This is a genomic window from Streptosporangium sp. NPDC000509, assembly GCF_042898365.1.
Classification (GTDB): domain Bacteria; phylum Actinomycetota; class Actinomycetes; order Streptosporangiales; family Streptosporangiaceae; genus Streptosporangium.
In genome coordinates this window covers 179300-204449 of record NZ_JBIAYX010000001.1, presented here as the reverse complement: position 1 = coordinate 204449, position 25150 = coordinate 179300, and the positions used below count along the sequence as shown (strand labels likewise).

The 25150-nt window shown below is 68.4% G+C and carries 22 protein-coding genes; 11 read left to right on the top strand and 11 right to left on the bottom strand.

The genetic code is table 11. The annotated features are described in order from the left end of the window. Positions 1 to 28: 28 nt before the first annotated feature. The 3 genes from ACFY3D_RS00780 to ACFY3D_RS00770 all read left to right on the top strand — a co-directional run bounded on the left by ACFY3D_RS00780 (position 29) and on the right by ACFY3D_RS00770 (position 4059). Positions 29 to 1342 (top strand): cellulose binding domain-containing protein, encoded by a 1314-nt coding sequence (locus tag ACFY3D_RS00780; protein ID WP_389973176.1) that lies wholly within the window; start codon positions 29 to 31, stop codon positions 1340 to 1342. A 157-nt stretch (positions 1343 to 1499) separates the two neighbouring features. Beyond that, positions 1500 to 2885, top strand: coding sequence for an endo-1,4-beta-xylanase (locus ACFY3D_RS00775; RefSeq protein ID WP_389973173.1), 1386 nt, complete (start codon positions 1500 to 1502; stop codon positions 2883 to 2885). Between the two features lie 187 nt (positions 2886 to 3072). After that, entirely contained in the window at positions 3073 to 4059 is a 987-nt protein-coding gene (locus ACFY3D_RS00770; RefSeq protein WP_389973170.1) for an SAM-dependent methyltransferase, read from the top strand. Between the two features lie 128 nt (positions 4060 to 4187). On the opposite strand, the gene ACFY3D_RS00765 is transcribed toward ACFY3D_RS00770, so the two are convergent. From ACFY3D_RS00765 to ACFY3D_RS00735, 7 genes are all read right to left on the bottom strand, one after another. After that, positions 4188 to 4985: a hypothetical protein gene (locus ACFY3D_RS00765; protein WP_389973167.1), complete on the bottom strand. Its 798-nt coding sequence runs from the start codon at positions 4983 to 4985 to the stop codon at positions 4188 to 4190. An 80-nt stretch (positions 4986 to 5065) separates the two neighbouring features. Continuing rightward, positions 5066 to 5887: a DUF4259 domain-containing protein gene (locus tag ACFY3D_RS00760; protein WP_389973164.1), complete on the bottom strand. Its 822-nt coding sequence runs from the start codon at positions 5885 to 5887 to the stop codon at positions 5066 to 5068. 242 nt (positions 5888 to 6129) lie between these two features. Further along, the gene (locus ACFY3D_RS00755) at positions 6130 to 6672 is read right to left on the bottom strand and encodes a dihydrofolate reductase family protein (protein WP_389973161.1); all 543 of its coding nucleotides are present in this window, start codon (positions 6670 to 6672) and stop codon (positions 6130 to 6132) included. Positions 6673 to 6735: 63 nt separating this feature from the next. After that, entirely contained in the window at positions 6736 to 7917 is a 1182-nt protein-coding gene (locus ACFY3D_RS00750; protein ID WP_389973159.1) for a sigma-70 family RNA polymerase sigma factor, read from the bottom strand. A gap of 55 nt (positions 7918 to 7972) precedes the next feature. Next, positions 7973 to 8746, bottom strand: coding sequence for a sporulation protein (locus tag ACFY3D_RS00745; RefSeq protein WP_362506650.1), 774 nt, complete (start codon positions 8744 to 8746; stop codon positions 7973 to 7975). Positions 8747 to 8776: 30 nt separating this feature from the next. Then, positions 8777 to 10027 (bottom strand): SPFH domain-containing protein, encoded by a 1251-nt coding sequence (locus ACFY3D_RS00740; RefSeq protein ID WP_350948224.1) that lies wholly within the window; start codon positions 10025 to 10027, stop codon positions 8777 to 8779. After that, positions 10027 to 11652 carry an SPFH domain-containing protein gene (locus ACFY3D_RS00735; protein ID WP_389973155.1) on the bottom strand — a complete coding sequence of 542 codons (1626 nt, stop codon included), beginning with the start codon at positions 11650 to 11652 and terminating at the stop codon, positions 10027 to 10029. The genes ACFY3D_RS00740 and ACFY3D_RS00735 overlap by 1 nt, the downstream gene beginning before the upstream one ends. Positions 11653 to 11851: 199 nt before the next feature. Between ACFY3D_RS00735 and uvrB the strand changes: the two genes are divergently transcribed. Continuing rightward, complete coding sequence (gene uvrB, locus ACFY3D_RS00730) at positions 11852 to 13963, top strand: excinuclease ABC subunit UvrB (RefSeq protein WP_362895200.1); 2112 nt, start codon at positions 11852 to 11854, stop codon at positions 13961 to 13963. A gap of 1 nt (position 13964) precedes the next feature. Here the strand turns inward: uvrB and ACFY3D_RS00725 are convergent, their stop codons facing one another. The 4 genes from ACFY3D_RS00725 to ACFY3D_RS00710 form a co-directional block, all read right to left on the bottom strand. Next, positions 13965 to 14564 (bottom strand): Uma2 family endonuclease, encoded by a 600-nt coding sequence (locus tag ACFY3D_RS00725; protein WP_389973152.1) that lies wholly within the window; start codon positions 14562 to 14564, stop codon positions 13965 to 13967. 264 nt (positions 14565 to 14828) lie between these two features. Continuing rightward, positions 14829 to 15443, bottom strand: coding sequence for a hypothetical protein (locus ACFY3D_RS00720; RefSeq protein ID WP_389973149.1), 615 nt, complete (start codon positions 15441 to 15443; stop codon positions 14829 to 14831). Between the two features lie 217 nt (positions 15444 to 15660). Then, on the bottom strand, positions 15661 to 16254 hold the full coding sequence (locus tag ACFY3D_RS00715; protein ID WP_350948229.1) for a DUF4126 domain-containing protein: 594 nt from the start codon (positions 16252 to 16254) through the stop codon (positions 15661 to 15663). A 28-nt stretch (positions 16255 to 16282) separates the two neighbouring features. Next, positions 16283 to 17107 (bottom strand): acyltransferase, encoded by an 825-nt coding sequence (locus ACFY3D_RS00710; protein WP_389973146.1) that lies wholly within the window; start codon positions 17105 to 17107, stop codon positions 16283 to 16285. Between the two features lie 186 nt (positions 17108 to 17293). On the opposite strand from ACFY3D_RS00710, the gene ACFY3D_RS00705 reads away from it, so the two are divergent. The 7 genes from ACFY3D_RS00705 (at position 17294) to ACFY3D_RS00675 (ending at position 25098) form a co-directional block, all read left to right on the top strand. Continuing rightward, positions 17294 to 18964, top strand: coding sequence for a CTP synthase (locus ACFY3D_RS00705; RefSeq protein ID WP_389973143.1), 1671 nt, complete (start codon positions 17294 to 17296; stop codon positions 18962 to 18964). Between the two features lie 80 nt (positions 18965 to 19044). After that, positions 19045 to 19677, top strand: a complete 633-nt coding sequence (locus ACFY3D_RS00700; RefSeq protein ID WP_389974315.1) for an NUDIX domain-containing protein — start codon at positions 19045 to 19047, stop codon at positions 19675 to 19677. Between the two features lie 12 nt (positions 19678 to 19689). Further along, a complete protein-coding gene (locus ACFY3D_RS00695) occupies positions 19690 to 20616 on the top strand; it encodes a tyrosine recombinase (RefSeq protein WP_389974312.1) in 927 nt (308 codons plus the stop codon). A 99-nt stretch (positions 20617 to 20715) separates the two neighbouring features. Continuing rightward, on the top strand, positions 20716 to 21663 hold the full coding sequence (locus ACFY3D_RS00690) for a ParA family protein (protein WP_350948232.1): 948 nt from the start codon (positions 20716 to 20718) through the stop codon (positions 21661 to 21663). Between the two features lie 30 nt (positions 21664 to 21693). Further along, a complete protein-coding gene (locus tag ACFY3D_RS00685; protein WP_350948233.1) occupies positions 21694 to 22527 on the top strand; it encodes a segregation/condensation protein A in 834 nt (277 codons plus the stop codon). Next, positions 22520 to 23239 carry an SMC-Scp complex subunit ScpB gene (gene scpB / locus ACFY3D_RS00680; protein WP_389973140.1) on the top strand — a complete coding sequence of 240 codons (720 nt, stop codon included), beginning with the start codon at positions 22520 to 22522 and terminating at the stop codon, positions 23237 to 23239. Before ACFY3D_RS00685 ends, scpB begins: the two co-directional genes overlap by 8 nt. Further along, the gene (locus ACFY3D_RS00675) at positions 23239 to 25098 is read left to right on the top strand and encodes a pseudouridine synthase (protein WP_389973137.1); all 1860 of its coding nucleotides are present in this window, start codon (positions 23239 to 23241) and stop codon (positions 25096 to 25098) included. Before scpB ends, ACFY3D_RS00675 begins: the two co-directional genes overlap by 1 nt. Positions 25099 to 25150 lie beyond the last annotated feature (52 nt).

Here is a 25150-nt window from a genome sequence, read left to right as displayed (position 1 = left end):
ACGCCATACCTCGAGAATGGAATGATCGATGCCACACCTCGCTTCCCTCCGTCTGCGGTTAAGGCCGTCGGCAGCCGTTGCCGCAGCGTTGCTGATGGTCGGCGCCGGTGTGGCCGGTGCGCACATCGCGTCGGCGTCGGCGGCCGGATGCCGGGTCGGTTACACGATCACCAACCAGTGGCAGGGCGGCTTCGGCGCGAGTGTGAACGTCGACAACCTCGGAGCCCCGATCAATGGCTGGAGGCTGACCTGGTCGTTCCCCGCAGGGCAGACCATCACCCAGCTGTGGAACGGCACCGTTGCCCAGTCCGGGGCGCAGGTCACGGTGACGAACGCCCCCTACAACGGCAGCATCCCCAGTGGAGGCAGCACGAGCTTCGGGTTCAACGGAAGCTGGAACGGCTCCAACCCGGTGCCGTCCAGTTTCGCCTTGAACGGCGTGCCCTGTACCGGGGTCATCGTCTCGCCCACCCCGACGCCCGCTCCTTCTCCCTCTCCGACGCCGACCCCCACACCGACCCCCACACCGACGCCGACCCCCACGCCGACTCCCGATCCTTCCAACCGGCCGCTCATCGAGAACAACTTCCCGGTCACGCGGGAGGGGGCGTACGGCACCAACCGCTACACCGTGTACAGACCGACGAATCCGGCGGCCCTCGGGCATGCCATGCCCGTGCTGCTCTTCGGTAACGGGGCGTGCGCCCACACCAACGGGAGCGAGGTTGTCCGAGCGCTGACGTTCATCGCGGCCCGCGGAATCGTCGTGGTGAACACCGCGTCGGTCGACAACTCGCCGAACGGGGTGGCGAGCGGGTCTCCGATCCCGTCGCTGCTGACCGACGGCATCGGCTGGGCCGAACGGGAGAACGCCCGTACCGGCTCACCGCTCTACCAGCGCCTCGACCTGTCCAAGGTCGCCACGGCCGGCCACTCCTGCGGAGGACTGGAGGCGCTGATCGCCGCCCAGGACCAGCGGGTCAAGAGTGTCGTCTCGCTGGACAGTGGACTCTTCGCGGACGGCTCGTTCGGGTATCCGCGTTCGGAACTGTCCAAGCTGCACACCCCGGCGATGTTCATGCACGGCGGACCCTCCGACATCGCCTACGACAACAGCCGGGCCAACTACGACCTCGCACGGGTCCCTTCCGTGCTGGCCGAGCATCCGCAGGCCGGTCACGTCGGGTTCATCACCGGCGCGCAGATGAACGAGGGCATGACCGCGGTGGTCCAGTTCCTGGACATGACCCTCAACGACAACGCCACGGCACGCGCCTACATCCTCAGCCCTTCGGGATTGGCGGCGAGGGCCCCCTGGACGGTCCGCACCAAGAACTTCTGACCCGCTTACCCGCACCGCCGACCGCTGATCCCCAAGGGAGCGAGAGTGAGAATTCGGCCCCGGTCGCCGATGGACACGGCGACCGGGGCCGAGACACCGTACACGCGAACGCTCCCGCGACCTTCCGCATCGTCGGTCCAGCCATGGAGGCTCAGGCATGAGTTCGCACGCGTTACCCCCTTCCCGAACCCGCGGACGTTCCCGTGGCCTGCGACGTGCGCTGCTGGCCACAGCTGTCGGAATCCTCGGCATCGTCTCCGCGCAGACGATGCCGCTCCCGGCCGATGCCGCCGCGTCCACGCTGGCCGCTGCGGCCCAGCAGAGCGGTCGCTACTTCGGCACCGCGATCAGTGCCGGCAAGCTCGGCGACTTGGCGTACACCACGATCGCGAACCGTGAGTTCGACATGATCACGGCCGAGAACGAGATGAAGATCGACGCCACCGAGCCGAGGCGGGGCCAGTTCACCTTCACCGGTGGCGATCGCATCCACGACTGGGCGGTGCAGAACGGCAAGCGGGTGCGCGGGCACACCCTGCTCTGGCACCCCGGCCAGCCGGTCTGGATGCAGTCGCTCTCTGGTAGCAGCCTTCGTCAGGCGATGATCGACCACATCAACGGTGTGATGAACCACTACAAGGGCAAGATCTACGCCTGGGATGTGGTGAACGAGGCCTTCGCCGACGGCAACTCCGGCGGCCGGCGCGACTCCAACTTCCAGCGCACCGGCAACGACTGGATCGAGGTCGCCTTCCGCACCGCGCGCGCCGCCGACCCGGCCGCCAAGCTCTGCTACAACGACTACAACATCGACAACTGGAGCTGGGCCAAGACCCAGGCCGTCTACAACATGGTCCGCGACTTCAAGGCGCGCGGTGTGCCGATCGACTGCGTCGGCCTGCAGGCCCACTTCAACAGCGGCAGCCCGTACAACAGCAATTTCCGCACCACCATCTCCAGCTTCGCCGCCCTGGGTGTGGACGTGCAGATCACCGAGTTGGACATCCAGGGTGCCCCCGCTCAGACCTATGCCAACGTGGTCAACGGCTGTCTGGCCGTGGCGCGCTGCACCGGTATCACCGTGTGGGGTGTGCGCGACCAGGACTCCTGGCGTTCGAGTGACACCCCGCTGCTGTTCAGCGGCAGCGACAAGAAGCCGGCCTACAACGCCGTCCTGGACGCGCTCAACGCCGCGAGCCCGAACCCCACCCCGACCCCGAAATCCACACCGACCCCCCGGACCGGCGAGTGCTCGGCGACGATGCGGACGAACAACGTCTGGCCGGGTGGCTTCCAGTCGACGGTGACGGTGAGCGCGGGCAGCGCGCCGATCAACGGGTGGACCGTGCGGTGGACCTGGCCGGGCGGGCAGAGCATCAGCAGCCTGTGGAGCGGCGAGCACACCGTATCCGGCTCCAACGTGACCGTCCGCAACGTCGACTACAACGGTTCCCTCGCGGCGGGAGCCTCGACCACCTTCGGCTTCATCGCTCACGGCACGGCGGCCACCCCGTCGATCACCTGCGACGGTCTGACGGGGTGAACCCCGGCCCGGCGGCGAGAGCACGCCTTCACCGGAGACGAAACCGTTTCAATGGTCACGCGCCGTACCTCGCGAACAATGAAATGGTTCAATCGAATTGCGGAGGATGGCATTTTTTGAGAGCTTGATGTGGATATGAGCTGTATGCGCCAGAGATAGGTTCATCGGGTCGCCCCACCCATTAGTCATGAGCATCGACGCAGGCCATCAGCTGATCCGCATAAGCGGCGAACTGGCTGGTAACGGGCTACAGTGTGCGATGTCGCGTTCTGTATCGACGGCCGCGTCGATACAGGCACATCTTCGAGGAGCATCAATGGCCGATTCCATCAACCGATTAAGTGCGCAGGCGGCCGATGCCAATGCGCCCGGCGCACGAATCGACCCGACGATCCCTCATCCGGCACGCGTATATGACTATCTCCTGGGCGGCAAAGACCACTTCGCCGCCGACCGCGAGGTGGGGGAGCAGCTCGTCAAACTCTCGCCCGGCACGCGGGAAGGGGTACGCGCCCATCGGGCGTTTCTCGGCCGAGGCGTACGCCATCTGGCCGCCGACGCCAAAATCACCCAGTTTCTGGACATCGGCACCGGCATCCCCACGCAGGGGAACACCCATGAGATCGCCCAGCAGGTCAATCCAGCAGCTCGCGTGGCGTATGTGGACAACGATCCCATCGTCCTGGTGCATGGGCGCGCTCTGCTGGCGAGCAGCGAAGAAGGTATGACCACGGTGATCGAGGCGGATCTGCGGGATCCGGATGGGATCCTGTCGCATCCCGAGGTCACCGAAGTCATCGACTTCACCCGGCCGGTGGCGCTCATCTTGGCCGGTGTCCTGCACTTCATCACCGAGGAAGAAAAGCCCCACGAGCTGGTCGAGCGATACAAGGCCGCCGTCCCCTCGGGCAGCCAACTGCTGTTGTCGCACGTCACGCTCGACTTCGCACCGAAGGGACCGGAAGAGCAGTTCACCAAGCCCTTCGACAAAGGTGCGGCGCCCATGGTTCCGCGAAGCCACGCGCAGGTGACGGAATTCTTCCAAGGCTGGACGATGGCGGCTCCAGGGCTCGTCGAAGTGGTCACCTGGCGACCGGACGAGGACGAATACCAAGAACCGATTCCCGGCGGCGGCCACGCGTGGGCCTACGGTGGCCTGGCCGTAAAACCGTAAGACCTCGCGGGCGGTCACCTCGAATGACCGCCCGCCCATCGACCCACGCCGCCGTCTGTCAGCCGTCGTTCTGGGGACGCCGCCGTGATGGCGGAAACCTCGGAACCCCAGAGAGTCCAGGAAGTCGGCTACGAGACCTTGGCGGAGGGAGCGGTCCAGGTCTTGCAGGATCCGGGGTTGGCGGTGGAATAGCCCCGCTTGGTCCAGTGGACGAGATTGGCGCTCTTGCCGAAGTAACGGGCCTTGCCCTTGGGGTCGGCCTCGGCCTTGGCGAGGTCCAGCAGGCGACGGGCGTCCTTGGCGGGGTAGCCGAGGGCGGACCACACACTCCTCGCGGTCACTCCGCCCAGGCACTTCGCCTGGAGGCTGTAGCGGCGGAGCTGCTCCTGGATCTCGTCGTCGCCGTCGGCGTGCAAGGCGTTGTAGCCCTCCCTGATGTCGACCATGCTCTGCACGTACTCGCCGTAGACGGAGCTCAGCTCCGCGAGGATCGGAAGATCGTCGGATGCTTTGATCCAGTCAGGGCGAATGTGCACGGAGAAGTCGCCTCCGAAGCAGGTGACGGCCTCCGACTTGGCGGGATCCATCTTGGCCCCGAAACAGTAGCGTTCGTACTTCGTGTGCAGAGGAGCCCCGGTTATCTCCAGCCTGGGTGGCACGAACGAGAAGTGGGCCTTCTTCAGGTGAGGGCGCCAGGTGTCGTTCATGCAGGTGATGAGCGCTTTGACGTGCCTCTTCACTGAGGCGAGGCTCTTGCCCTTGGCGGGTTTCCTCGCGCAACTCGCGGCGGGGAGCTTGCCGGCGGAGTAAAGGGGGTTGCCGGTCAGGAGCGGGGCGTCCTCGACCGGATATGCGAAGGCGGTGGCCGTACCGGGGAAAAGCAGAATGAAGGCGACGGCCATCGCCATGATCATGCGGATCTTCATAGTCACCGACATTAGGGCATATGTCGCCATTTTATTGGTTGATTTGTGGCTTATCCCGGCCGGTGGACGAGGACGTGGAGTCACTCGGCCAGAGTGGGGAGCGAAGGGACGAGGTCGAGGCCGAGGTGGCGACCTGTGGCGGCCAGAGCCTGGTGGACATCGTCGAAGACCTGCTGGGTGACGGATTCTCCGAAACCCTCGTGAGAGTGGCCGAAGCCGATCCAGGCTTCGGCCGTGGTACGGCCGCGAGAGATTCGCTCCGTGTACGCGCCCGGCGTGAGCTCCCCGAAAACAGTGAGCTTCTGCAGTCCGGCGGGACGCCACCACGCGAGCCAGGCCGATGCCTCGTTGACGGCCAGGACGAGGCGTTCCGCCACGTCCGTGTAGGTGGCGTCGTGCGGCAGACTTCGGTCGCCGATGCTCCAGTACGCCTGCAACCACCGCCTCTTCTGACCGGAGAAGTCCGGCACGAACGGGGCGGGCGGGTCCTGTGGCTCCCCGTGGAGAGCCTTACGGTAGGGCTCCAGGTGCTCCAGGAACACCTGCCAGTCCCCGGTCCGGACTTCGCCGAGCCAGTTGTCCCGCGAACGGGTGGCCAGAGCGAACGCGGCGACGGCCAGTCGGTGTAGCTCGTTGGAGACGACGAAGGGAGTGCGGTCCAGCCAGTGATGGGCGGCCTCGTCGGGGGCGATGCCGGAGATCCGGGCGGCGATCAGACACGTGAACGCCAGCGCCTCATCCACCGCTCCCTCTTCGGTGTACTCCTCGTTCTCGCGCAGGAACATGTCAAGTGACTCGGCCATCGTCGCGGCGACGTCGTCTTCGCACTCCAGTTCCGCGATGGCGTCAGCAGCCTCGTCGCTGTCGAATGGGCCTTCGAAGAAGGGAGGGGAATCGTCCACACCGAAGTTCTTTCCCTTGGATTCGATGATCAGGGTACGGGCTGATCGTCGACTGATCGCGGTCTGTTATTTCCGGGTGATGTGCAGGGGATGGAAGAGGGCGCCCGCTGCGATGATTGCGTCGCCGTCCGCCTCGGTTCGCTCACCTTGCCCATCCTGCGGTTCCTGCTCCGGCGACGGTGCCTCCGAGGTGGCAGGACGTCGGTGGGGTGATTACCGAACGTCCCGCCACCGGGGACGGCTCAGCCGACGACGCGGAACCGGATGCTCGTCGCGTGCGGCACGTGGGTCAGCTCGATACGCTCCAGCCTGATGTTGGTCCCGCCAGGGTGGTCGAACAGCCGGACACCGTCGCCCAGCAGGACGGGCGCGACGAACACGAGGATCTCGTCCAGCATCCCCGCTTCAAGGCACTGCCGGGCGATGTCGGCGCCGAGGATGTTGACGTACTTCTCACCCGCGGCGGCCTTGGCCGCGGTGACGCCACCGCCGAGGTCGTCGACGAAGGTGATCCCCGGTACCGGCGTGTCCGGGATGTGGTGGGTGAGCACGAACTGGGGTCCGCTCCACCCTCCGCCGAACGCCTTGCCCTCGCTGTCCGTACCCCGGTGGGGGTCGTCGCCGCCGAAGGTGCGGTTGCCGATGAGAAGCGCGCCGATCTCACCGATGAGCCTGTCGACCGTCGGGTTGGGGCCGAGGTGCTCGGTCAGCCAGGACATGTCACCGCCAGGACCGGTGATGAAGCCGTCCAGCGACATGGTGACCGAATACAGCGTCTTGCCCATGAGGTGCCTCCGTCAGGATCGGTTTTGGTTGACCCGTTCTGAGACGGTGGATCGCGCGAAAACTCATCGGTGTTCTGGAGAGAGCGTCGTGGGCAGGGCGAACGTCGCGAACAGGCCGAGGTCGTGGAAGGCGACGATCTCCGCGATCCAGTCGTCCTCGATCCGCAGTACGGAGATCCCGAAGGCGCGGTGGGCGGGCTCGCCGAGACCTCGTACGTAGGTCGCCACGGCCGGTTGCCGGTTGGCCCGGACGGGGAGCATCCGGAACCGGCCCACGTATTCGGGCGAGCCTTCGTCCCAGCTCGCCGCCAGTGCCGCCACGACCGCGTCACGACCCCTGAACCACGTGGGCCACGGCGGCATCTCCGTCCGTACGTCCTCGGCGAGCAGGTCGGCGATCGCGGTGAGGTCGGCGCGTTCCATCGCGTCCATGTAGCGTCGCAGCACCGCCCGCTCCCGCTCGGTGGGCTCGGCCGACGGCGCCCAGTCCAGGCGGCGTTCCGGCAGGTGCTCCTTGAGCGTCGCCCTGGCCCGTTGCAGCGCGCTGTTCACCGAGGCCACACTGCCCTCCAACAGCGCCGCGACCCGCTTGGCGGGCCAGTCGAGCACGTCGCGCAGGATCAGCGCCGCCCGCTGCCGGGGCGGCAGGTGCTGGAGCGCGGCGAGGAACGCCAGCTCGATCGTCTCCCGGGTGACGGCCACGGAGTCCGGCTCGGCCTCGCTGGGCGCGACCGGCTCCCAGAGCCGGTCGGGGTACGGCTGCAGCCACGCGATGTCGGCCGGGGGCGAGAGTGCGGCGCTCGGATCCGACGGCCCGGCCAGGTGGCGGGGGAGCACCCGGTGGGCCCGGCCGTCGAGGGCGTCGAGGCACGCGTTCGTCGCGATCCGGTACAGCCAGGTCCGAAGCGTCGAGCGCCCCTCGAAACCGCCGAGGCTCTTCCAGGCGCGCAGGAACGTCTCCTGCACCAGGTCCTCCGCCTCGTCGAACGAGCCCAGCATCCGGTAGCAGTGCACGCGCAGCTCACCCCGGTGACGCTCGACGAGCGCGGTGAACGCGGACTCGTCGCCCGCCCGTGCGGCGGCCACCGTCTCGTCGCCGTCACCCGCGCCCACCCGACCGCCCTTCGTCCCGGCCCCGGCCGTCGGCCGGGCTTTGGCGGGAACCCTACGCCAGGTGGGACGACGTCGCGGCTCGGCGCTTCCCGCGCTCCGTACGAAACGCCCCCACGCGTTCCGTACGAACATGCGAAACGGGTGTGCTCCGGCGGACCGGGGCACACCCGCACGTGCGCGAAGGAGGCTAGAACCAGCCGCGCCGCTGGGCCATGGCCTGCAGGCCGGCGCGCAGGGACTGTTCGACCTGGCCGGGGTGGTCGTTGTAGTGGACGGTGAAGCGGCTGTAGGTATCGTGGCTGGAGGACAGGAAGCCGCCGCGCTTGTCGGCCTCCAGGATGACGTCCATCGACTGGGGGCCGGAGATGAAGGTGAGCTCAAGCTCGTTGAAGTGACGGTGGTACTCGCCGCCGGCGTAGTACTCGATCTCCTGGAAGAACGGCATCCGCGAGCCGTGCAGGGTGCCCCGCTCCAGGTCGGCCTTCTTGAAGCGGAAGCCCATCCGGTCCAGCGCGCCGAGCAGGTGGTCCTGGGCGGGCAGCGGGTTGACGAACAGCGGGTCGAGGTCCCCCTTGTCGAGCGCGCCGGCGAGGGCGAGCTCGGTGGAGACGCCGAGCTTCATACCGTGCAGCGGGTGGCCGCCGACGGCGCTGATCGGGGTCTCCCAGGGGACCTGGATCTGGAAGGGGGCCGACTGCGGGGCGCCCGCGGCGAGGTGGAACGGCCCGGTGATCTGCTGGCGCAGGAAGCTGTACGTCGACTTGTACTCGTTGTCGCCGCTCTCGACCTCGACCACGGCGGTGAAGTCGATGAAGATGCCCTCCACCTTGTAGTCGGAGCCGCCTCCGCGGAAGTTGACCTGCCCGCGCAGGACCTCGCCGGGCCGCACGTGCGAGTTCTGCAGCACGGTGTCGACCTCGACACCGGCGCCGAACGCGGCCATCAGCTTACGGAACACCATCTGGACTCCTGGGGTCTGGAGAATTTCTCATCAGGGGGTTTGACTCTGTGGCTTGGTCTGGCCGTTGCCGCTGCTCAGCTCGGGCAGGATCTGGGCCAGAAGCATGGTGGACAGGACGGAGGGGTCGCCGGAGGCGCCGGAGGTGCGGACGACGACGGGGCGCGGGGCGCTGTCGGCGAGTTTGGCGCCCACGTCGAGCCTGCGGCGGGCCAGCTCGTACTGGAGCACCGCGCGGTTGTCGCGGTAGGAGTCGGCGAGCCTGCGCAGCCCCTTCGCCTCGTTCTCGGCGGAGGTGAGCTCGGCCCGGCCCTTCGCCTCGATCTCCCAGCGCACCCGCTGCGCCTCGGTCTCGTGCTCCTCCAGCATGCGGGCGACGTCCTTACGCGCGGTGTTGGCGGCGGCTCTGACCTCGACGATACGCGCGTCCCGCGTCTTTTTGGAACGTTCGATCTCCATCAGGAGGGTGTCGATCCTGCGCTTGCGGGTGAGCTCCCACTCGCGCTCGAACGCCGACAGCTCCTTGGCGACCTTCTCGCGGGTGGCGAGGTGCTGCTGGTACTGGTCGGGCAGCTGCACGTCGGGGATGTTGGCGCCGGTGATGCGCACGCCGTACCGGCCGAGCTGGCGGGTGAGGAGCTCCTGCATGTCGCCGACGTCGGAGCCGCGCAGGTCGTAGGCGCGCTCGGTGTTCACCCGGCGGCTGCGCTGGCGGATGGCGTCCTGTACGGCGCTGCTGAGCACCAGGTCGAAGTTGCCGGCGCCGATCGTACGGACGAAGGCCACCGGGTCGACGATGCGGAACTTCAGGAAGAACTCGATCGACTTGAGCGGGACGTTCTCCGCCGTCGGGCAGGCCACGATCGGCGCGGAGTAGGGAATCTCGGTGGAGGTGTCGACCACCGCGTCCACCCGGTCCCACGGCAGCCACAGGTAGTGGCGCCCGGGGGGCAGCGTGCCGACGATGGCGCCCCACCGGCTGCGCACGCCCGTGGTGCCCTCCTCGATCTCGATGATCGCCCGGCGCCACAGCCACACCAGCGCCGCGATCAGCGAGAACACCGCTCCGATCGCGGCCAGGAAGGAGAGTGCCCCTCCGGCGAACGCCGCCGTACCGGCGAGGTACAGGGAGAAGAAGAGGAGCGTCACCCAGGCGAAGCCGCGGCGGTCCTTGGGGATCACCACGGGGACCAGCTGGCCGGACTCGCCGCCGCGCAGCAGCTGGCGGATCTCCGACCAGGAGGCGAGGGATTCCTTGATCTTGGAGAACTCTCTGCCGCTCATCAGACCTCATCTTCCTGCGCGACGCGTCCCGCGACGGGGACGGGAATGGGGACGGTGGTGTCGGCGGGCGGGTTGAGAAGGGAGCTGATCTCCGCCCCGCGCCTCTCGACACGGTCGCCGATCTCGATCATCCGTGCCCTGATCGCGGCCATGTCCGCCTGGGAGAACAGCTGGGCCTCGGGGTTGCCGACCAGCTGCCTGGCGAGGGTGAGCAGGTCGATGTCGACGGTGTCGCCGACCTGCACCAGGCGGGGCAGGTGCGAGGCGACGGACTCCAGCTTGTCGAGCAGGTCCTGCTGGAAGCGGTAGTCGAGGATCTCCGGCGCCTCGGCGGCGCTCAGCGAGCGGATGTCCAGCGCCTGGGCCTCCAGCAGCGCCGCGTTCGCCTTCGCGATGGACTCCGCCTCCACCAGCCGCTGGCCGCCCTGGGCCTTGGCCTGGTGGGAGGCACGCTCCAACGCGGTGTCGATCCTGGCCTGGTGCCCGGCGATCTCGGCGTGGATGGCCGACAGCTGCTCCTGCAGCCCGGCGAGCTCCCTGATCAGGTCGCCCTCGTTCTGCTCCTTGCGCAGCTGCAGCTCGTACTCGTAGGTGTACGCCTCCTTCGCCACCCTGATCATCTCGGGGGCGGCGAGGTCCATCCGGTACTCTTGGCTGGAGGGCTCGGCGTGCGTGATGTTGACGTCGGTGAGCCGCACGGCGGGCATGAACTGCTGGTTGAGGTTGTCCAGCATGCCCATGGTGCTCTCGCCCACCAGGTCGTAGATCTCCTCGGCGCGCTGGGCGTAGATGAGGGAACGGGTGACCTCGCTGACGGCGTTCTGCAGCTTGGCCTGGAAACCGCTCACCGAGCCGAGCACGAAGATGAACTCGGCGGGATTCTCGATCCGGAACTGCAGGAACAGGTCGACGCTCGCCTTGACGCCCTGCTGGGTGGGAGCCTCGCGGATGGGGGCGTTGAAGGGATACTCGCGGGTGGTGTTGACGATGTAGCTGACCCGCTTCCACGGGTTGAACAGCGTCACCCGGCCGGGCTCGGCGATGGTCACGAGCTTGCCGAACTTCGTGATCAGGGCCTTGCACCCCTCGGGCACCATGACCACGCTCCTGCGCCACCACAGGAACGCCGCGGCCAGCACCAGCACGGCCCAGTAGTGCGGGCCGAACAGCACGCGGAAGGCGTCGGGCAGCCCGGTGGCGACGAGCCCGACCAGACCGAGCCCGGCCAGCACGACGAGCGGGACGACCACCCTGGCGGTGGTGCTCTTGGGGATGACCACGGGGGAGATGACGTGGACCGGCTCCCCGGCGGGGCCCCTGCCGCTGAAGCTCTGGTTGACGATCTCCCCGGCCTCGTTGAGGGCGGCGCTGCGGGCCTCGATGATCGTGCCCATGGAGGAACCCTGATCACGGGCGGCCATGAAGTCGGAGGGGTCGAGGGAGAAGCTCCCGTCACCGGCGGACCTGGTGCCCCTGGCCTGCCCCTGTCCGGTGACCTGCTCTGCCACCTGCCCGGCGTACTGCCCCGCGGACTGGCCGGCGTACTGCCCCACGGCCTGCCCGACCATCTGGCGTACGTCGCCCCCCTGTCCTATGGCTTGCGCCGCGGCTCTCGCGTACTGCATGGCTTCTCTTGGGCGGGACATCACACCTCCAGGTTCGGGATACGTCGAGAGCTCGATATATCACGCTTTGTGATCGTTGGCACGCGGGACAGTAAAGGGGACCCCACTTGCGGATCGCTTGCCACGCGGTTGACACCTGCCCACTCGTACGTGGACCTGTGAGGAAGAATTGTCGGTCACGCCGCCTACAGTGGGACAGGTGAGGCCGGTAACAGATTTGCAGCGCAAGGTGGCACCCTTCGAGGTCGTCACCGACATGACCCCCTCGGGCGATCAGCCCGCCGCGATCGCCGAGCTCGAACGGCGCGTCAAGGCCGGTGACAGGGACAACGTCCTGCTGGGTGCCACGGGCACGGGCAAGACCGCCACCGTCGCCTGGCTGATCGAGCGCCTCCAGCGGCCCACCCTGGTCATCCAGCCCAACAAGACGCTCGCCGCCCAGTTCGCCAACGAGCTGCGCGAGATGATGCCCAACAACGCGGTCGAATACTTCGTCTCCTACTACGACTACTACCAGCCCGAGGCGTACGTCCCGCAGAGCGACACCTACATCGAGAAGGACTCCTCGATCAACGAGGAGGTCGAGCGGCTGCGCCACTCGGCGACCAACTCGCTGCTGACCCGCCGCGACACGGTCGTGGTGGCCTCCGTCTCCTGCATCTACGGCCTGGGCACCCCGCAGGAGTACGTCGACCGCATGGTGAGGCTCAAGGTCGGCCAGGAGATCGACCGCGACACCCTGCTGCGCCGCCTGGTCGACATGCAGTACACCCGCAACGACATGGCCTTCACCCGGGGCACCTTCCGGGTGCGCGGCGACACCGTCGAGATCATCCCCAAGTACGAGGAGCTCGCCGTCCGGATCGAGATGTTCGGCGACGAGATCGAGAAGCTCGCGACCATGCACCCGCTCACCGGCGAGGTCATCACCGAGGACACCGAGCTCTACATCTTCCCCGCCTCCCACTACGTCGCGGGCGCCGAGCGGATGGAGAGCGCGATCCGGGGCATCGAGGCCGAGCTCGCCGAGACCCTGGAGACGATGGAGCGCCAGGGCAAGCTCCTGGAGGCCCAGCGGCTGCGCATGCGCACCACCTACGACCTGGAGATGATGCGCCAGATCGGCACCTGCTCCGGCATCGAGAACTACTCGCGCCACATGGACGGGCGCACCCCGGGCAGCGCACCCAACACCCTGCTCGACTACTTCCCCGAAGACTTCATGCTGGTCCTGGACGAGTCCCACCAGACCGTCCCGCAGATCGGCGCGATGTACGAGGGAGACGCCTCCCGTAAGCGCACGCTCGTCGACCACGGCTTCCGCCTGCCCTCCGCGATGGACAACCGCCCGCTGAAGTGGGAGGAGTTCCTGGAGCGGATCGGACAGACGGTCTACCTGTCGGCCACTCCCGGCTCCTATGAGCTGGGCCGTTCCAAGGGCGACGTGGTCGAGCAGGTCATCCGGCCGACCGGGCTGATCGACCCCGAGGTGATCGTGAAGCCGACCAAGTCGCAGATCGACGACCTGGTCCACGAGATCCGCACCCGCACGGAGAAGGACGAGCGGGTCCTGGTCACCACGCTGACCAAGAAGATGTCGGAAGACCTCACCGACTACCTGCTGGAGCTCGGCATCCGGGTCCGCTACCTGCACAGCGAGGTCGACACCCTGCGCCGTATCGAGCTGCTGCGCGAGCTGCGGATGGGCGAGTTCGACGTGCTGGTCGGCATCAACCTGCTCCGCGAGGGCCTCGACCTGCCCGAGGTCTCGCTGGTGGCCATCCTCGACGCCGACAAGGAGGGCTTCCTGCGCTCGGAGACCTCCCTGATCCAGACCATCGGCCGCGCGGCCAGAAACGTCTCCGGCCAGGTGCACATGTACGCCGACCGGGTCACCCCCTCCATGGAGCGGGCGATCGACGAGACCAACCGCCGCCGGGCCAAGCAGATCGCCTACAACGAGGCCAACGGCATCGACCCGCAGCCGCTCCGCAAGAAGATTGCCGACATCCTCGACTCGCTCAACCGAGAGGACGCCGACACCGCCCAGCTCCTCGGCGGCAGCGGCCGTCAGCAGTCGCGCGGCAAGGCCCCCGTCCCGGGCTTCGCGGTCAAGCAGGCCGGCCAGCACGCCAGGGCGATCGCCGGAGAGATGCCCAGGGCTCAGCTGGAGGCGCTGATGGAGTCGCTCACCGAGCAGATGCACCAGGCCGCCACCGACCTGCAGTTCGAGGTCGCCGCCCGGCTCCGCGACGAGATCAAGGAGCTCAAGCGCGAGGTGCGCGACATGCGCGAGGCGGGAGTCTCCTGATTCACGAGCCTTCCGAGCCGATGAACCTTCCGAGGTCGAGATCGATGTCGACGTCGAAGCCGATGTCCGTCTTCAACCGCTCCCGGTGAATACCCGTGGGGACATAGGCCTTGACGGAGGGTTCCAGCTCGAAGGTGTAGACGACGGGTTTGTCGTCCTCCTGCTCCACGCGCCACAGGTGCCTGATCCCCGCGCCGGAGTATTTGATCGGCTTGGTGGTGCGGTCTCGCTCCAGCGACTCGGGGGAGACCACCTCGACCACCAGGTGCACGTCCTCAGGCTTGAACGAGGTCGTTCTCAGGCTGGTCAGGGCGGAGCTCGCCACCACCATGATGTCGGGCTCGGGCCGCTGTCTCGTCCCCAGGGTCACGGTCATCTCGCGAACGATCATGAGATGAGCCGGTGGTCGTATGCCGCGTTGCTGGTCGGTCATCAGATTGACGGCGAACATATGGAAGACGGTTTGCGGAGGCCTCATGATGAGCGACCCGTCGATCAGTTCGACATGCCGGGGCGCGTCGGAGGGAAGGTGATCGAGCATGTCGGCGGTCCACCCGCCTGTCGGCCCCGGGTAGAACCACTCGGGGAAAACAGCTGTCATCAGAACCCCTTCGGTGACACCCGAGAGCATTACCTGGCGGAGTTATTTTGTCACTCGCCGTGTGCGGCGAGTGGGTCGTTCGAGATGCGGTGACCACAAGGGGAGACGGGTTTCGCCGGCGATCTGCCCGGTGGTGGTCCCCTCACGGAGAGAGCCGCAGTGAGGGGCGAAACGGGAACCCCGGAAACGGCGAACGCTCCCGCGCACGCCGGAAGTCGCCTGTGAGCGCGCTTACCGAAGCACGCTCACAGGCAGCCGGAATGGTCAGCGGGAGTCGTCGGGGTGGGCGCGGTTGACCATCGTGCGGTTGTAGAGCTCGTCGATCTGTTCCAGGGGGTCGGGGGCGCGGCGGCGCGCCTCGATCTCCAGGTCGGTGCGGCCCTGGATCGCGTCGATGCTCCCGGCCGAGTGCGCCATCTGGTCGTTGCGCAGGTCGGCCCTGATCCTGGCGCAGGAGGTGGTCAGCTTGGCGTGGTGCTCGCGCAGGCGGTCCAGCGCCGTGTGGTCGATGTAGGGCGAGACCCGGCGTTCCTGAGCGTAGTGGGCGAGCTGGGCGTCGAGTTGCTCGGCGTGCACCGCGATCTCGGCCACGAGGTGGGGCAGGTCGCCCAGGCCCCAGCCGTCGCGCAGCGCGTGGTCGACGGCCTGGCGGGTGAGGGAGACCTCGCGTCGCAGGTCGAGGCGCATTCGCTCGGTCTCCGCGGCGTCGCCGGTGCCCATCGCCGCCACGTGACTGGCGACCCGGGTGGAGACGCTCCTCGCCTTCTTCGTGGCCTTCTTGCCGATCTTGACCAGCAGGTAGATCCCGGCCGCTCCCAGGAGAAGGAAGAACAGCAGGATCACCATCAGGACGATGAGGAAATCGCCGATCGGAGCCACCTCCCTGCGGGGACTGGACGGGATGTTTCGAGCATAGCCCGCGCCGCGATCCTCGCGCGGTGCTCGAACCCCACGGAGCCGGTCGGCGCGGACGGGGGTGCCGCGGGCCCGGCGGAGGGCGTGGCGTCAACCGTGAAGGGCACCATGGCACCGTCTCTGGTGGGGATCGCGGCGTGATGTCCGGTGTGGCCCGTGACGCGGGCGCGGGGCCGCGGTCTCATCGTGGGCTCGGGACGGCCGTTCGCCGCCGTCGTCGTATCCTGCGGGTCGCCCACCAGGCGAACAGCGCCAGTCCCGCCACCATCACGATGACCAGGACCGGTAGGAAGATCGCCACCAGGGCGATGCCCAGTGATCCGGCGTCCTCGACCGTGCTGGCCACGGGGGCGCCCACCCCGGCCGTGGTGGTGTTCACCACGGGCCTGGTGACCGCCTTCATGGTGTGCACGGCCAGGGCGATCGCGATCCCCAGGACCCAACTGAGCCAGGGGTTGTGGCTCATCCAGGTCGAGCCGTCCAGCCGGGCTGCCGCCTCGGTGGCGCTGAAGACCACGCCGCCCGAGGCGGGGCGGACGACGGTCTGGATCATGTCGTTGACGCTGTCGACCACCGGGACCTTGTCGAGCACGAACTCCGCCAGGAGCAGCACACCGATGATCCCGAGCACCCAGCCGTTGGACAGCCAGGCGAACTCCTGCGGCAGCCGTACCTGGTCGGTGAAGTTGGCGAGCAGGCCGACCACCAGCAGCGGGATGTAGGCGTTGAGCCCCGCCGCCGTGGAGAGTCCAAGGCCCGTCAGTGCCGCGAGCATCGCACCTCCGTAGTGTCTCTCTCCCCCTTCAACGGTTACCGGCCGTCGATCGATCCCGATCCGTCCCCTCGCGGGGTATCACTCCGGTCTCGGTGTCGATGCCCTCCGCCGCCCCCGAGGCCCCGAGGTCCATGACCTCCGTGCCCTCTGTGCCCTCCCTGCCCTCCCTGCCCTCCGTGACCTCCGTGACCTCCACGGTCCTCGCCGTTTCCACGGCGTCCACTGTTTCCGCGGTCTCCACGGCGTCCAGGTGGGGCGGCAGCCAGCCCTGGCCGGGCACGTAGTGGCGCACCACCTTGGCGGGGATGCCCGCGATCACGCTGTGGTCGGGGAACTCCCCACGCACCACCGCCCCGCCCGCCACCACGCTCTGCCTGCCGATCCGGGTGCCGGGCAGGATGATCGCGCCGGTGCCCAGCCACGACCCCGACCCGATGGACACCGGGTTGTTGCGCGGCCACTGGCGGCCGATCGGTGCCTCGGGGTCGTCGTAGACGTGGTTCTGGTCGGTGATGTAGACGTACGGGCCGGTGAAGACGTCGTCGCCGATGTCGATCGACTGGTGGCCCACGATGTGGCTGCCCCTGCCGATGGAGCAGCTTCCGCCGATCCGTACGATCGAGTCCGGGCCCAGGTCCACCCCGGGACCCATCCCCGCGGAGATGGAGACCCGCTCGCCGATCAGGGTGTGGTCGCCGATCTCGATCCAGGCCTCGCCGAAGATGGCTCCGGGCGGGAACGACAGGCAGGCGCCCTCGCCGAGGCGCCTGAAGCGGTATCCGGCGGGGCTGACGGGGGTGATGGTGCCGGCCGCGCGAACCGCCGCCCAGAGTCGGTGCACGAGGCTGCCCATGGCCCGCCTTACCACACCATGAAGTGACATAACGGATCAAATTACCGCTTGGTTGGGTTTGAGAAAAATGCGGGTGGGGGGTTGTTCGGGCAGTTCGCCTGCACCGTTTGATATTCTGAGAGCCCGTGGACCTGTAGGCCATTCACAAGGGTGAGCCGACGATCTGTAACGACCACGGGAGCCTTCTTGCGCAGCGCCGCACACACCAAGCATCTGTTCGTCACCGGCGGCGTCGCCTCCAGTCTCGGGAAGGGACTGACGGCCTCCAGCCTCGGGCGCCTTCTCAAGCTGCGCGGCCTGCGGGTCACCATGCAGAAACTCGACCCCTACCTCAACGTCGACCCCGGCACCATGAACCCGTTCCAGCACGGTGAGGTGTTCGTCACCGACGACGGCGCGGAGACCGACCTCGACGTCGGCCACTACGAGCGCTTCCTCGATACCGAGCTGCACGGCTCGGCCAACGTGACCACCGGCCAGGTCTACTCCAACGTCATCGCCAAGGAGCGCCGCGGCGAGTATCTCGGCGACACCGTGCAGGTCATCCCGCACATCACCAACGAGATCAAGGACCGCATCCGGTCGATGGCCGGGCCCGACGTGGACGTGGTCATCACCGAGGTCGGCGGCACCGTGGGCGACATCGAGTCGCTGCCCTTCCTGGAGGCCGTCCGTCAGGTCCGCCACGAGGTCGGCCGTGACAACGTGTTCTTCCTCCATGTCTCGCTGCTGCCGTACATCGGGCCGAGCGGCGAGCTGAAGACCAAGCCGACCCAGCACTCGGTCGCCGCGCTGCGCAGCATCGGCATCCAGCCCGACGCGATCGTGTGCCGTTCCGACCGGCCGATCACCAACTCGCTCAAGCGCAAGATCAGCCTGATGTGCGACGTGGACGAGGACGCGGTCGTCTCCGCCATCGACGCCGCCAGCATCTACGACATCCCCAAGGTCCTGCACTCCGAGGGCCTGGACGCCTACGTGGTGCGCCGCCTGGGCCTGCCCTTCAGGGACGTCGACTGGAAGGAGTGGGAGCAGCTCCTGCGCCGGGTGCACCGCCCGGCCAACGAGGTCACGATCGCACTCGTCGGCAAGTACATCGACCTGCCCGACGCCTACCTGTCGGTCACCGAGGCGCTGCGCGCGGGCGGCTTCGCCAACGACGCCCGCGTCAACATCCGCTGGGTGAAGAGCGACGACTGCGAGACCCCCGAGGGCGCGGCCCGCGAGCTCGACGGCGTCGACGGAGTCCTGGTCCCCGGCGGCTTCGGCGTACGCGGGATCGAGGGCAAGGTCGGCGCGATCCGGCACGTCAGGGAGAACAAGATCCCGCTGCTCGGCATCTGCCTCGGCATGCAGTGCATGGTCATCGAGGCCGCCCGCAACCTGGCGGACATCGAGGACGCGGGAAGCACCGAGTTCGACACGGAGACCACCCACCCGGTCATCTCCACCATGGCCGACCAGGAGGACGTCGTCTCCGGCGAGCGCGACATGGGCGGCACCATGAGGCTGGGCCTCTACCCGGCCAGGCTCGGGGAGGACACGCTCGCCCGCCGGCTGTACGGCATGGCGAAGGTGGACGAGCGCCACCGCCACCGCTACGAGGTCAACAACTCCTACCGCGAGCAGCTGGAGAAGGCCGGCATGGTCTTCTCCGGCCTCTCGCCCGACGGACGCCTGGTGGAGTACGCCGAGCTGCCCGCCGACATCCATCCCTTCTTCATCGGCACCCAGGCGCACCCGGAGTTCCGTTCCCGGCCGACCCGGGCGCACCCGCTGTTCAAGGGCCTGATCGGTGCCGCCCTCACGTACGCCGACATCCGCGGCACCGCCGCCAAGGCGGGGCGGGGAAAGTGAGCGATTCGCGAGCGGGTGCGGGGGAAGACCGGAAGGCTCACGAGGTCGACGGGAGACAGGACATCTCGACGGACCGGGAAGTGGGGGAGGGGCGGGACGATCTGGAGATCGTGGACGCCTCCGAGGAATGGAAGGTCGTCTCCTCCACCGAGCACTTCCGTGCCCGTGTCATCACCGGGGTCACCGACGCGGTCGTGATGCCGGACGGAGAGGTCGTCAACCGCGACTACGTCCTCCACCCGGGCTCCGTGGCCGTCGTGGCCCTCGACGACAGGGACCGGGTCCTGCTGATCCGCCAGTACCGCCACCCCGTACGGCGGCTGCTGTGGGAGCTGCCCGCGGGGCTGCGCGACGTCGAGGGCGAGCCCCTGCGGGTCGGGGCGGCCCGCGAGCTCGCCGAGGAGGCGGGCTACCGGGCGGACACCTGGCACACGCTGGTCGACACCTTCGTCTCGCCGGGAATGAGCGACGAGCGCACCCGGATCTTCCTCGCCAGGGACGTCAGCCCCATTCCCGAAGGGGAGCTCGACTTCGTCCACCGGCATGAGGAGGCCGACATGCCGGTGGTGTGGATTCCCCTGTCCGACGCGGTTCGGCGTGCCATGGCGGGAATGATCCACAATTCCCAAGCCGTGACCGGTATTCTCGCCGCATACGCCGCTTCGGCGGATGGATTCGCCTCACTGCGGCCCGCCGACGCACCGGAGGCATGACAGGAGGACATTCTGAGCGAGACGGAGGCCGTCCTCTCCAGTTACCTCGCCCACCTGGCCGTGGAGCGGGGCCTGGCCGCCAACACCCTGGCCTCCTATCGCCGTGACCTCCTGCGATATGTGGAACATCTCAAGCAGCGCGGCCACGTCACCTTCGGCCAGATCGCCGAGGGTGATGTCGCCGCCTTCGTGGCGGCGCTCGGGGAAGGCGACGGCGAGCACCAGGCCCTCGTCGCCGCCTCGGCGGCGCGGGCCGTCTCCGCGGTGCGCGGCCTGCACCGCTTCGCGCTGAGCCGGGGAGTCTGCCGGCACGACCCGGCCCACGAGGTGCGCTCGCCGCGCCAGCTCAGGCGGCTTCCCAAGGCGATCAGCGTCCGCGACGTCGAGCGCCTGATCGCCGCCTCGGGACCGGACGGAGCCCCGCTCACGCTGCGTAACCGGGCGCTGCTCGAACTGCTGTACGGCACCGGCGCGCGTATCTCCGAGGCCGTGGGGCTCGCCGTCGACGACGTCGAGTTGGGTGCCGAGGCCCGGCGGGTGTGCCTGCGCGGCAAGGGCGGACGCACCCGACTGGTGCCGCTGGGAGGCTTCGCGGAGGAGGCGCTGCGCGCCTACCTCACCCGCGCGCGGCCCCGTATCGCCTCACACGGCCGGGGCACCTCGGGGCTCTTCCTCAACGCCAGGGGCGGGCGGCTCACCCGCCAGGGCGCCTGGGAGGTCCTTCAGGGCGCCGCCGAGCGTGGCGGGCTCGAAGGAGTGTCGCCACATATGTTGCGACATTCGTTCGCAACTCACCTCCTTGACGGGGGTGTGGACGTTAGGGTGGTTCAGGAACTACTCGGCCACGCCTCGGTGACCACCACCCAGGTCTACACGCAGGTCACGGTCGACAAGCTCCGCGAGGTCTATGCCGCGGCGCATTCGCGCACGCGGGATTGACCTTGCTTATGTCCGGGCGTGCCGCCTTGCCGCATACGTGTTGACGCCATAGTGTCCGTCCGGACGGTCCGGTTAGAGGCCGTCAGGGAGGTTCGACTGGTGACTGTGACCGCCGACGGTTCTATCCGGGGAGCGACCCCGGCAAACCCCGAGAATCCCTGGGGCGACACCAAGACCGCCGGGACCCCTCGCAGTGGGGGAGTCCTCGGCCCGACCGGACGTCCCCGGCCGGTCTTCCCCGACCCGCCCCCGCGCACGGTGCACGGGCCGGCGAGGGTCGTCGCCATGGTCAACCAGAAGGGCGGCGTCGGCAAGACGACCACCACCATCAACCTGGGCGCCGCGCTGGCGGAGGCCGGGCTCAAGGTCCTGCTGGTCGACTTCGACCCGCAGGGCGCCCTCTCGGTCGGCCTCGGGATCAACCCCCTCCAGCTCGACCTGACGGTCTACAACCTCCTCATGGAGCGGCAGATCACCGCAAGGGACGTGCTGCTGGAGACCGGCGTCGAGGGCATGGACCTGCTGCCCAGCAACATCGACCTGTCGGCCGCCGAGGTCCAGCTCGTCACGGAGGTCGCCCGTGAGCAGGTGCTCGGCAGGGTGATCAAACCCCTCCTGCCCGAGTACGACGTGTGCCTGATCGACTGCCAGCCCTCGCTGGGCCTGCTCACGATCAACGCGCTCGCCTGCGCGCACGGCGTCATGGTGCCGCTGGAGTGCGAGTTCTTCGCGTTGCGCGGTGTCGCGCTGCTCATGGACACCATCATCAAGGTCCAGGAGCGCATCAACGACGAGCTGGTCATCGAGGGCCTGCTCGCCACCATGTACGACGCGCGCACCCTGCACGGCCGCGAGGTGCTGGCCCGGGTCGTCGAGGCGTTCGACGACAAGGTCTACCACACGGTGATCAACCGGACGGTTCGCTTCCCCGACGCCACCGTGGCCGGTGAGCCCATCACCAGTTTCGACTCCTCCTCGCTCGGCGCCAGCGCCTACCGCGAGCTGGCGAGGGAAGTCCTGGCCAGGTGGGCCGCGCTGGAGCAGTGATCTCGCCTCCGGGTGCGGGACAATGGAGGGATGACCGAGCCGCCGAAGACCGACGATGGCACCTTCAAGGTGCATCTGGAGGTCTTCGAGGGGCCCTTCGACCTCCTGCTCGGCCTGATCTCCAAGCACAAGCTGGACATCACCGAGGTCTCGCTCAGCCAGGTCACCGACGAGTTCATCTCCTACATTCGGGCGAGGGGCCCGGAGTGGGACCTGGACCAGACGAGTCACTTCCTGCTCGTCGCGGCGACCCTGCTCGATCTCAAGGCCGCGAGGCTGCTGCCCTCGGGTGAGGTCGACGACGAGGAGGACCTCGCCCTCCTGGAGGCCCGTGACCTGCTGTTCGCCCGCCTTCTGCAGTACCGGGCCTACAAGGAGGTCGTGAAGGTCTTCTCCGGCCGGATGGCCGAGGAGGCGCTGCGCTTCCCCCGTACGGTGCCGATGGAGGCCGAGTTCGCGAGCCTGCTGCCGGAGTTGATCCTCGGCATCGGCCCCGACCGCCTCGCGGAGATCGCCCGGCGGGCCTTCGCCCCCAAGGCGCCCCCGTCGGTCTCGGTGGCCCACATCTACCAACCGCTCGCCAATGTCCGCGAGCAGGCGGTTATCCTTGTCGAGCGGCTGCGGCGGTTGCGCCGGGCGACTTTCCGGGCCCTCACCTCCGACTGCGCCGGCACCTTCGAGGTCGTCGCGCGTTTCCTGGCCGTCCTGGAGCTCTACCGGGAGGCCGCCGTCTCCTTCGAGCAGGTGGAGCCTCTCGGGGAGTTGCACGTGACCTGGACCGGCAGTGACGACGGCGACGTCGCCGTGGCCGACGACTACGACGAGACCCTGAACAGCCAGAAGGAAGAGCCCGCCGATGACTGACCTGGCACCCGAGGCCGGTCCGCGTGCCGGGGCCGGACCGTACGCCGACCCCGAGGCGCGAGCCGAGCCCGGTTCGCGCGCTGAGGCCGGACCGTTCGGCGAGCCCGGTTCGAATGCCGGGGCGGGTCCGAGCGCAGAGCCCGGTTCGCGGGCCGAGGTCGGCCCGAGTGCCGAGCCGGACCTGCGCGCCGGGCTGGAGGCCATCCTGCTGGTGGTCGACGAGCCCGTCGCGGAGGTGACTCTCGCCCAGGTTCTGGAGCGGCCCGTCCACGAGATCAGCCGGGCGATTCGTGAGCTTTCGGCGGAATACACCGCTTCCGGGAGGGGTTTTGACCTGAGAGAGGTCGCGGGCGGCTGGCGGTTCTACACGCGGGCCGAGTGCGCGCCGCTCGTGGAGCGGTTCGTCCGTGACGGCCAGCAGACGCGCCTCACCCAGGCCGCTCTGGAGACCCTGGCCGTGGTCGCCTACCGGCAGCCGGTGAGCCGGGCCCGGGTGGCGGCCATCCGCGGTGTCAACAGCGACGGCGTCATGCGCACGCTGATGACGAGAGGGCTGGTCGAGGAGGCCGGCACCGAACCGGAGAGCCAAGCCGTGCTCTACCGGACAAGTTCGTATTTTCTCGAGCGGATGGGCCTGCGGGAGCTCGGTGAGCTTCCCGAACTGGCGCCCTTCCTGCCCGACGACATGGAATCCCTAGAGGAGCAGAAGTAGTGAACGACAGGCGCAGTACCCCGTCCGGTGATGGACGCGGTCAAGGCCGTGGCGGAGCCCCGCGCGGTGGCAATCCCCGTGGGGGCTCGCAGTCCGGTGGATTCAGGGGCGGGTCCTCCCGAGGCGGATCCTCCTCCGGCTCCTCCCGTGGAGGCTCCCAGGGCGGTTACCGTTCCGACGGTCCGCGCCGCGACGACCGCGGCGGTTCGCAGAGTGGTTACCGTTCCGACGCTCCGCGCCGCGATGATCGTGGTGGTTTCCGCGCGGAGCGTGACGGTTCGCGGAGCCGGTACGAGCGGCCCTCCGGCGGCTCCCAGGGGGGTTCGCGGGGCGGTTACCGCTCCGAAGGCCCGCGCCGTGACGATCGCGGTGGCTCGCCCTCCGGTGGCTACCGTTCAGACGGTCCGCGTCGCGACGATCGTGGCGGCTCGTCCTCCGGTGGTTACCGTTCCGACGGCCCGCGCCGTGATGACCGTGGTGGTTCGTCCTTCGGTGGTTCGCAGGGCGGTTACCGTTCCGACGGTCCGCGTCGTGACGATCGTGGTGGTTTCCGCGCGGAGCGTGACGGTTCGCGGAGCCGGTACGAGCGGCCCTCGGGCGGTTCCCAGGGCGGTTACCGTTCCGACGGTCCCCGCCGCGACGACCGCGGCGGTTCGCAGAGTGGTTACCGTTCCGACGCTCCGCGCCGCGATGATCGTGGTGGTTTCCGCGCGGAGCGTGACGGTTCGCGGAGCCGGTACGAGCGGCCCTCCGGCGGTTCCCAGGGCGGTTACCGTTCCGACGGCCCGCGCCGTGACGACCGCGGTGGCTTCCGCGCGGAGCGCGACGGCTCGCGTGGCAGGCCCGGCTCCGACCGTGGTCGCGGTGACGCGCCCGCCGGTGGTGGTTCCCGTGGCCGCTTCGGCAGGACCGGGCGCCGGGACGAGATCCAGACCATCGGCGGCAACCGCGCCGAGGCGTACGGCGAGCGCCGTGCACCCTCGGACCGGGCCGCCAGCCGCGCGCCCAAGGCGAAGGCGCCGCTCAGGCCGGGGACGATCGCGAACGACCGGTTCAAGACCTCTCGCCAGCCCAAGCGCGACTCCGACTTCTACGACCGCGACTACACCGACGAGCGCGACACCACCGAGGTCCCCGACGGCATCCGGCTGCAGAAGGTGCTCGCCCAGGCGGGCGTCGCCAGCCGCCGGGCCTGCGAGGACATGATCGGCGAGGGCCGGGTGACGGTCGACGGTCAGGTGGTCCGCCGCTTCGGCGCCCGGGTCGATCCCACCAGGCAGGTCATCCACGTCGACGGCAAGCGCCTGCCGACCATGCCCGACCTGGTCTACCTCGCGATCAACAAGCCGATCGGCGTCGTCAGCACCATGTCCGACCCGGACGGCCGCCCCTCGCTGGCCGACTTCGTGGCCGACCGCACCGAGCGGTTGTTCCACGTGGGCCGCCTCGACACCGAGACCGAGGGGCTCATCCTGCTCACCAACGACGGAGAACTGGCCAACAGGCTCACCCATCCGAGCTACGGTGTCCAGAAGAAGTACTGGGCGAAGGTTCCCGGCCGGATCGAGCGCGACCTCGGCCGCCGCCTGAAGAAGGGCATCGAGCTGGAGGACGGCCTGGCCAAGGCCGACTCCTTCGCCCTGGTTCAGGAGCACGGTCAGCAGGCCCTGGTCGAGATCGTGCTGCACGAGGGGCGCAAGCACATCGTCCGGCGCATGCTGGAGGAGGTCGGGCACCCGGTCATCGACCTGGCACGCATCGAGTTCGGCCCGGTCAAGCTCGGCCGCCTCAAGCCGGGCACCGTCCGGGCACTGACCCTCACGGAAGTCGGAGAGCTCTACGCCGCCGTCGGGTTGTAGCCTTCCTGAAACATGTATTGAGACGCGCCGGATCACCCTGAGGGTGATCCGG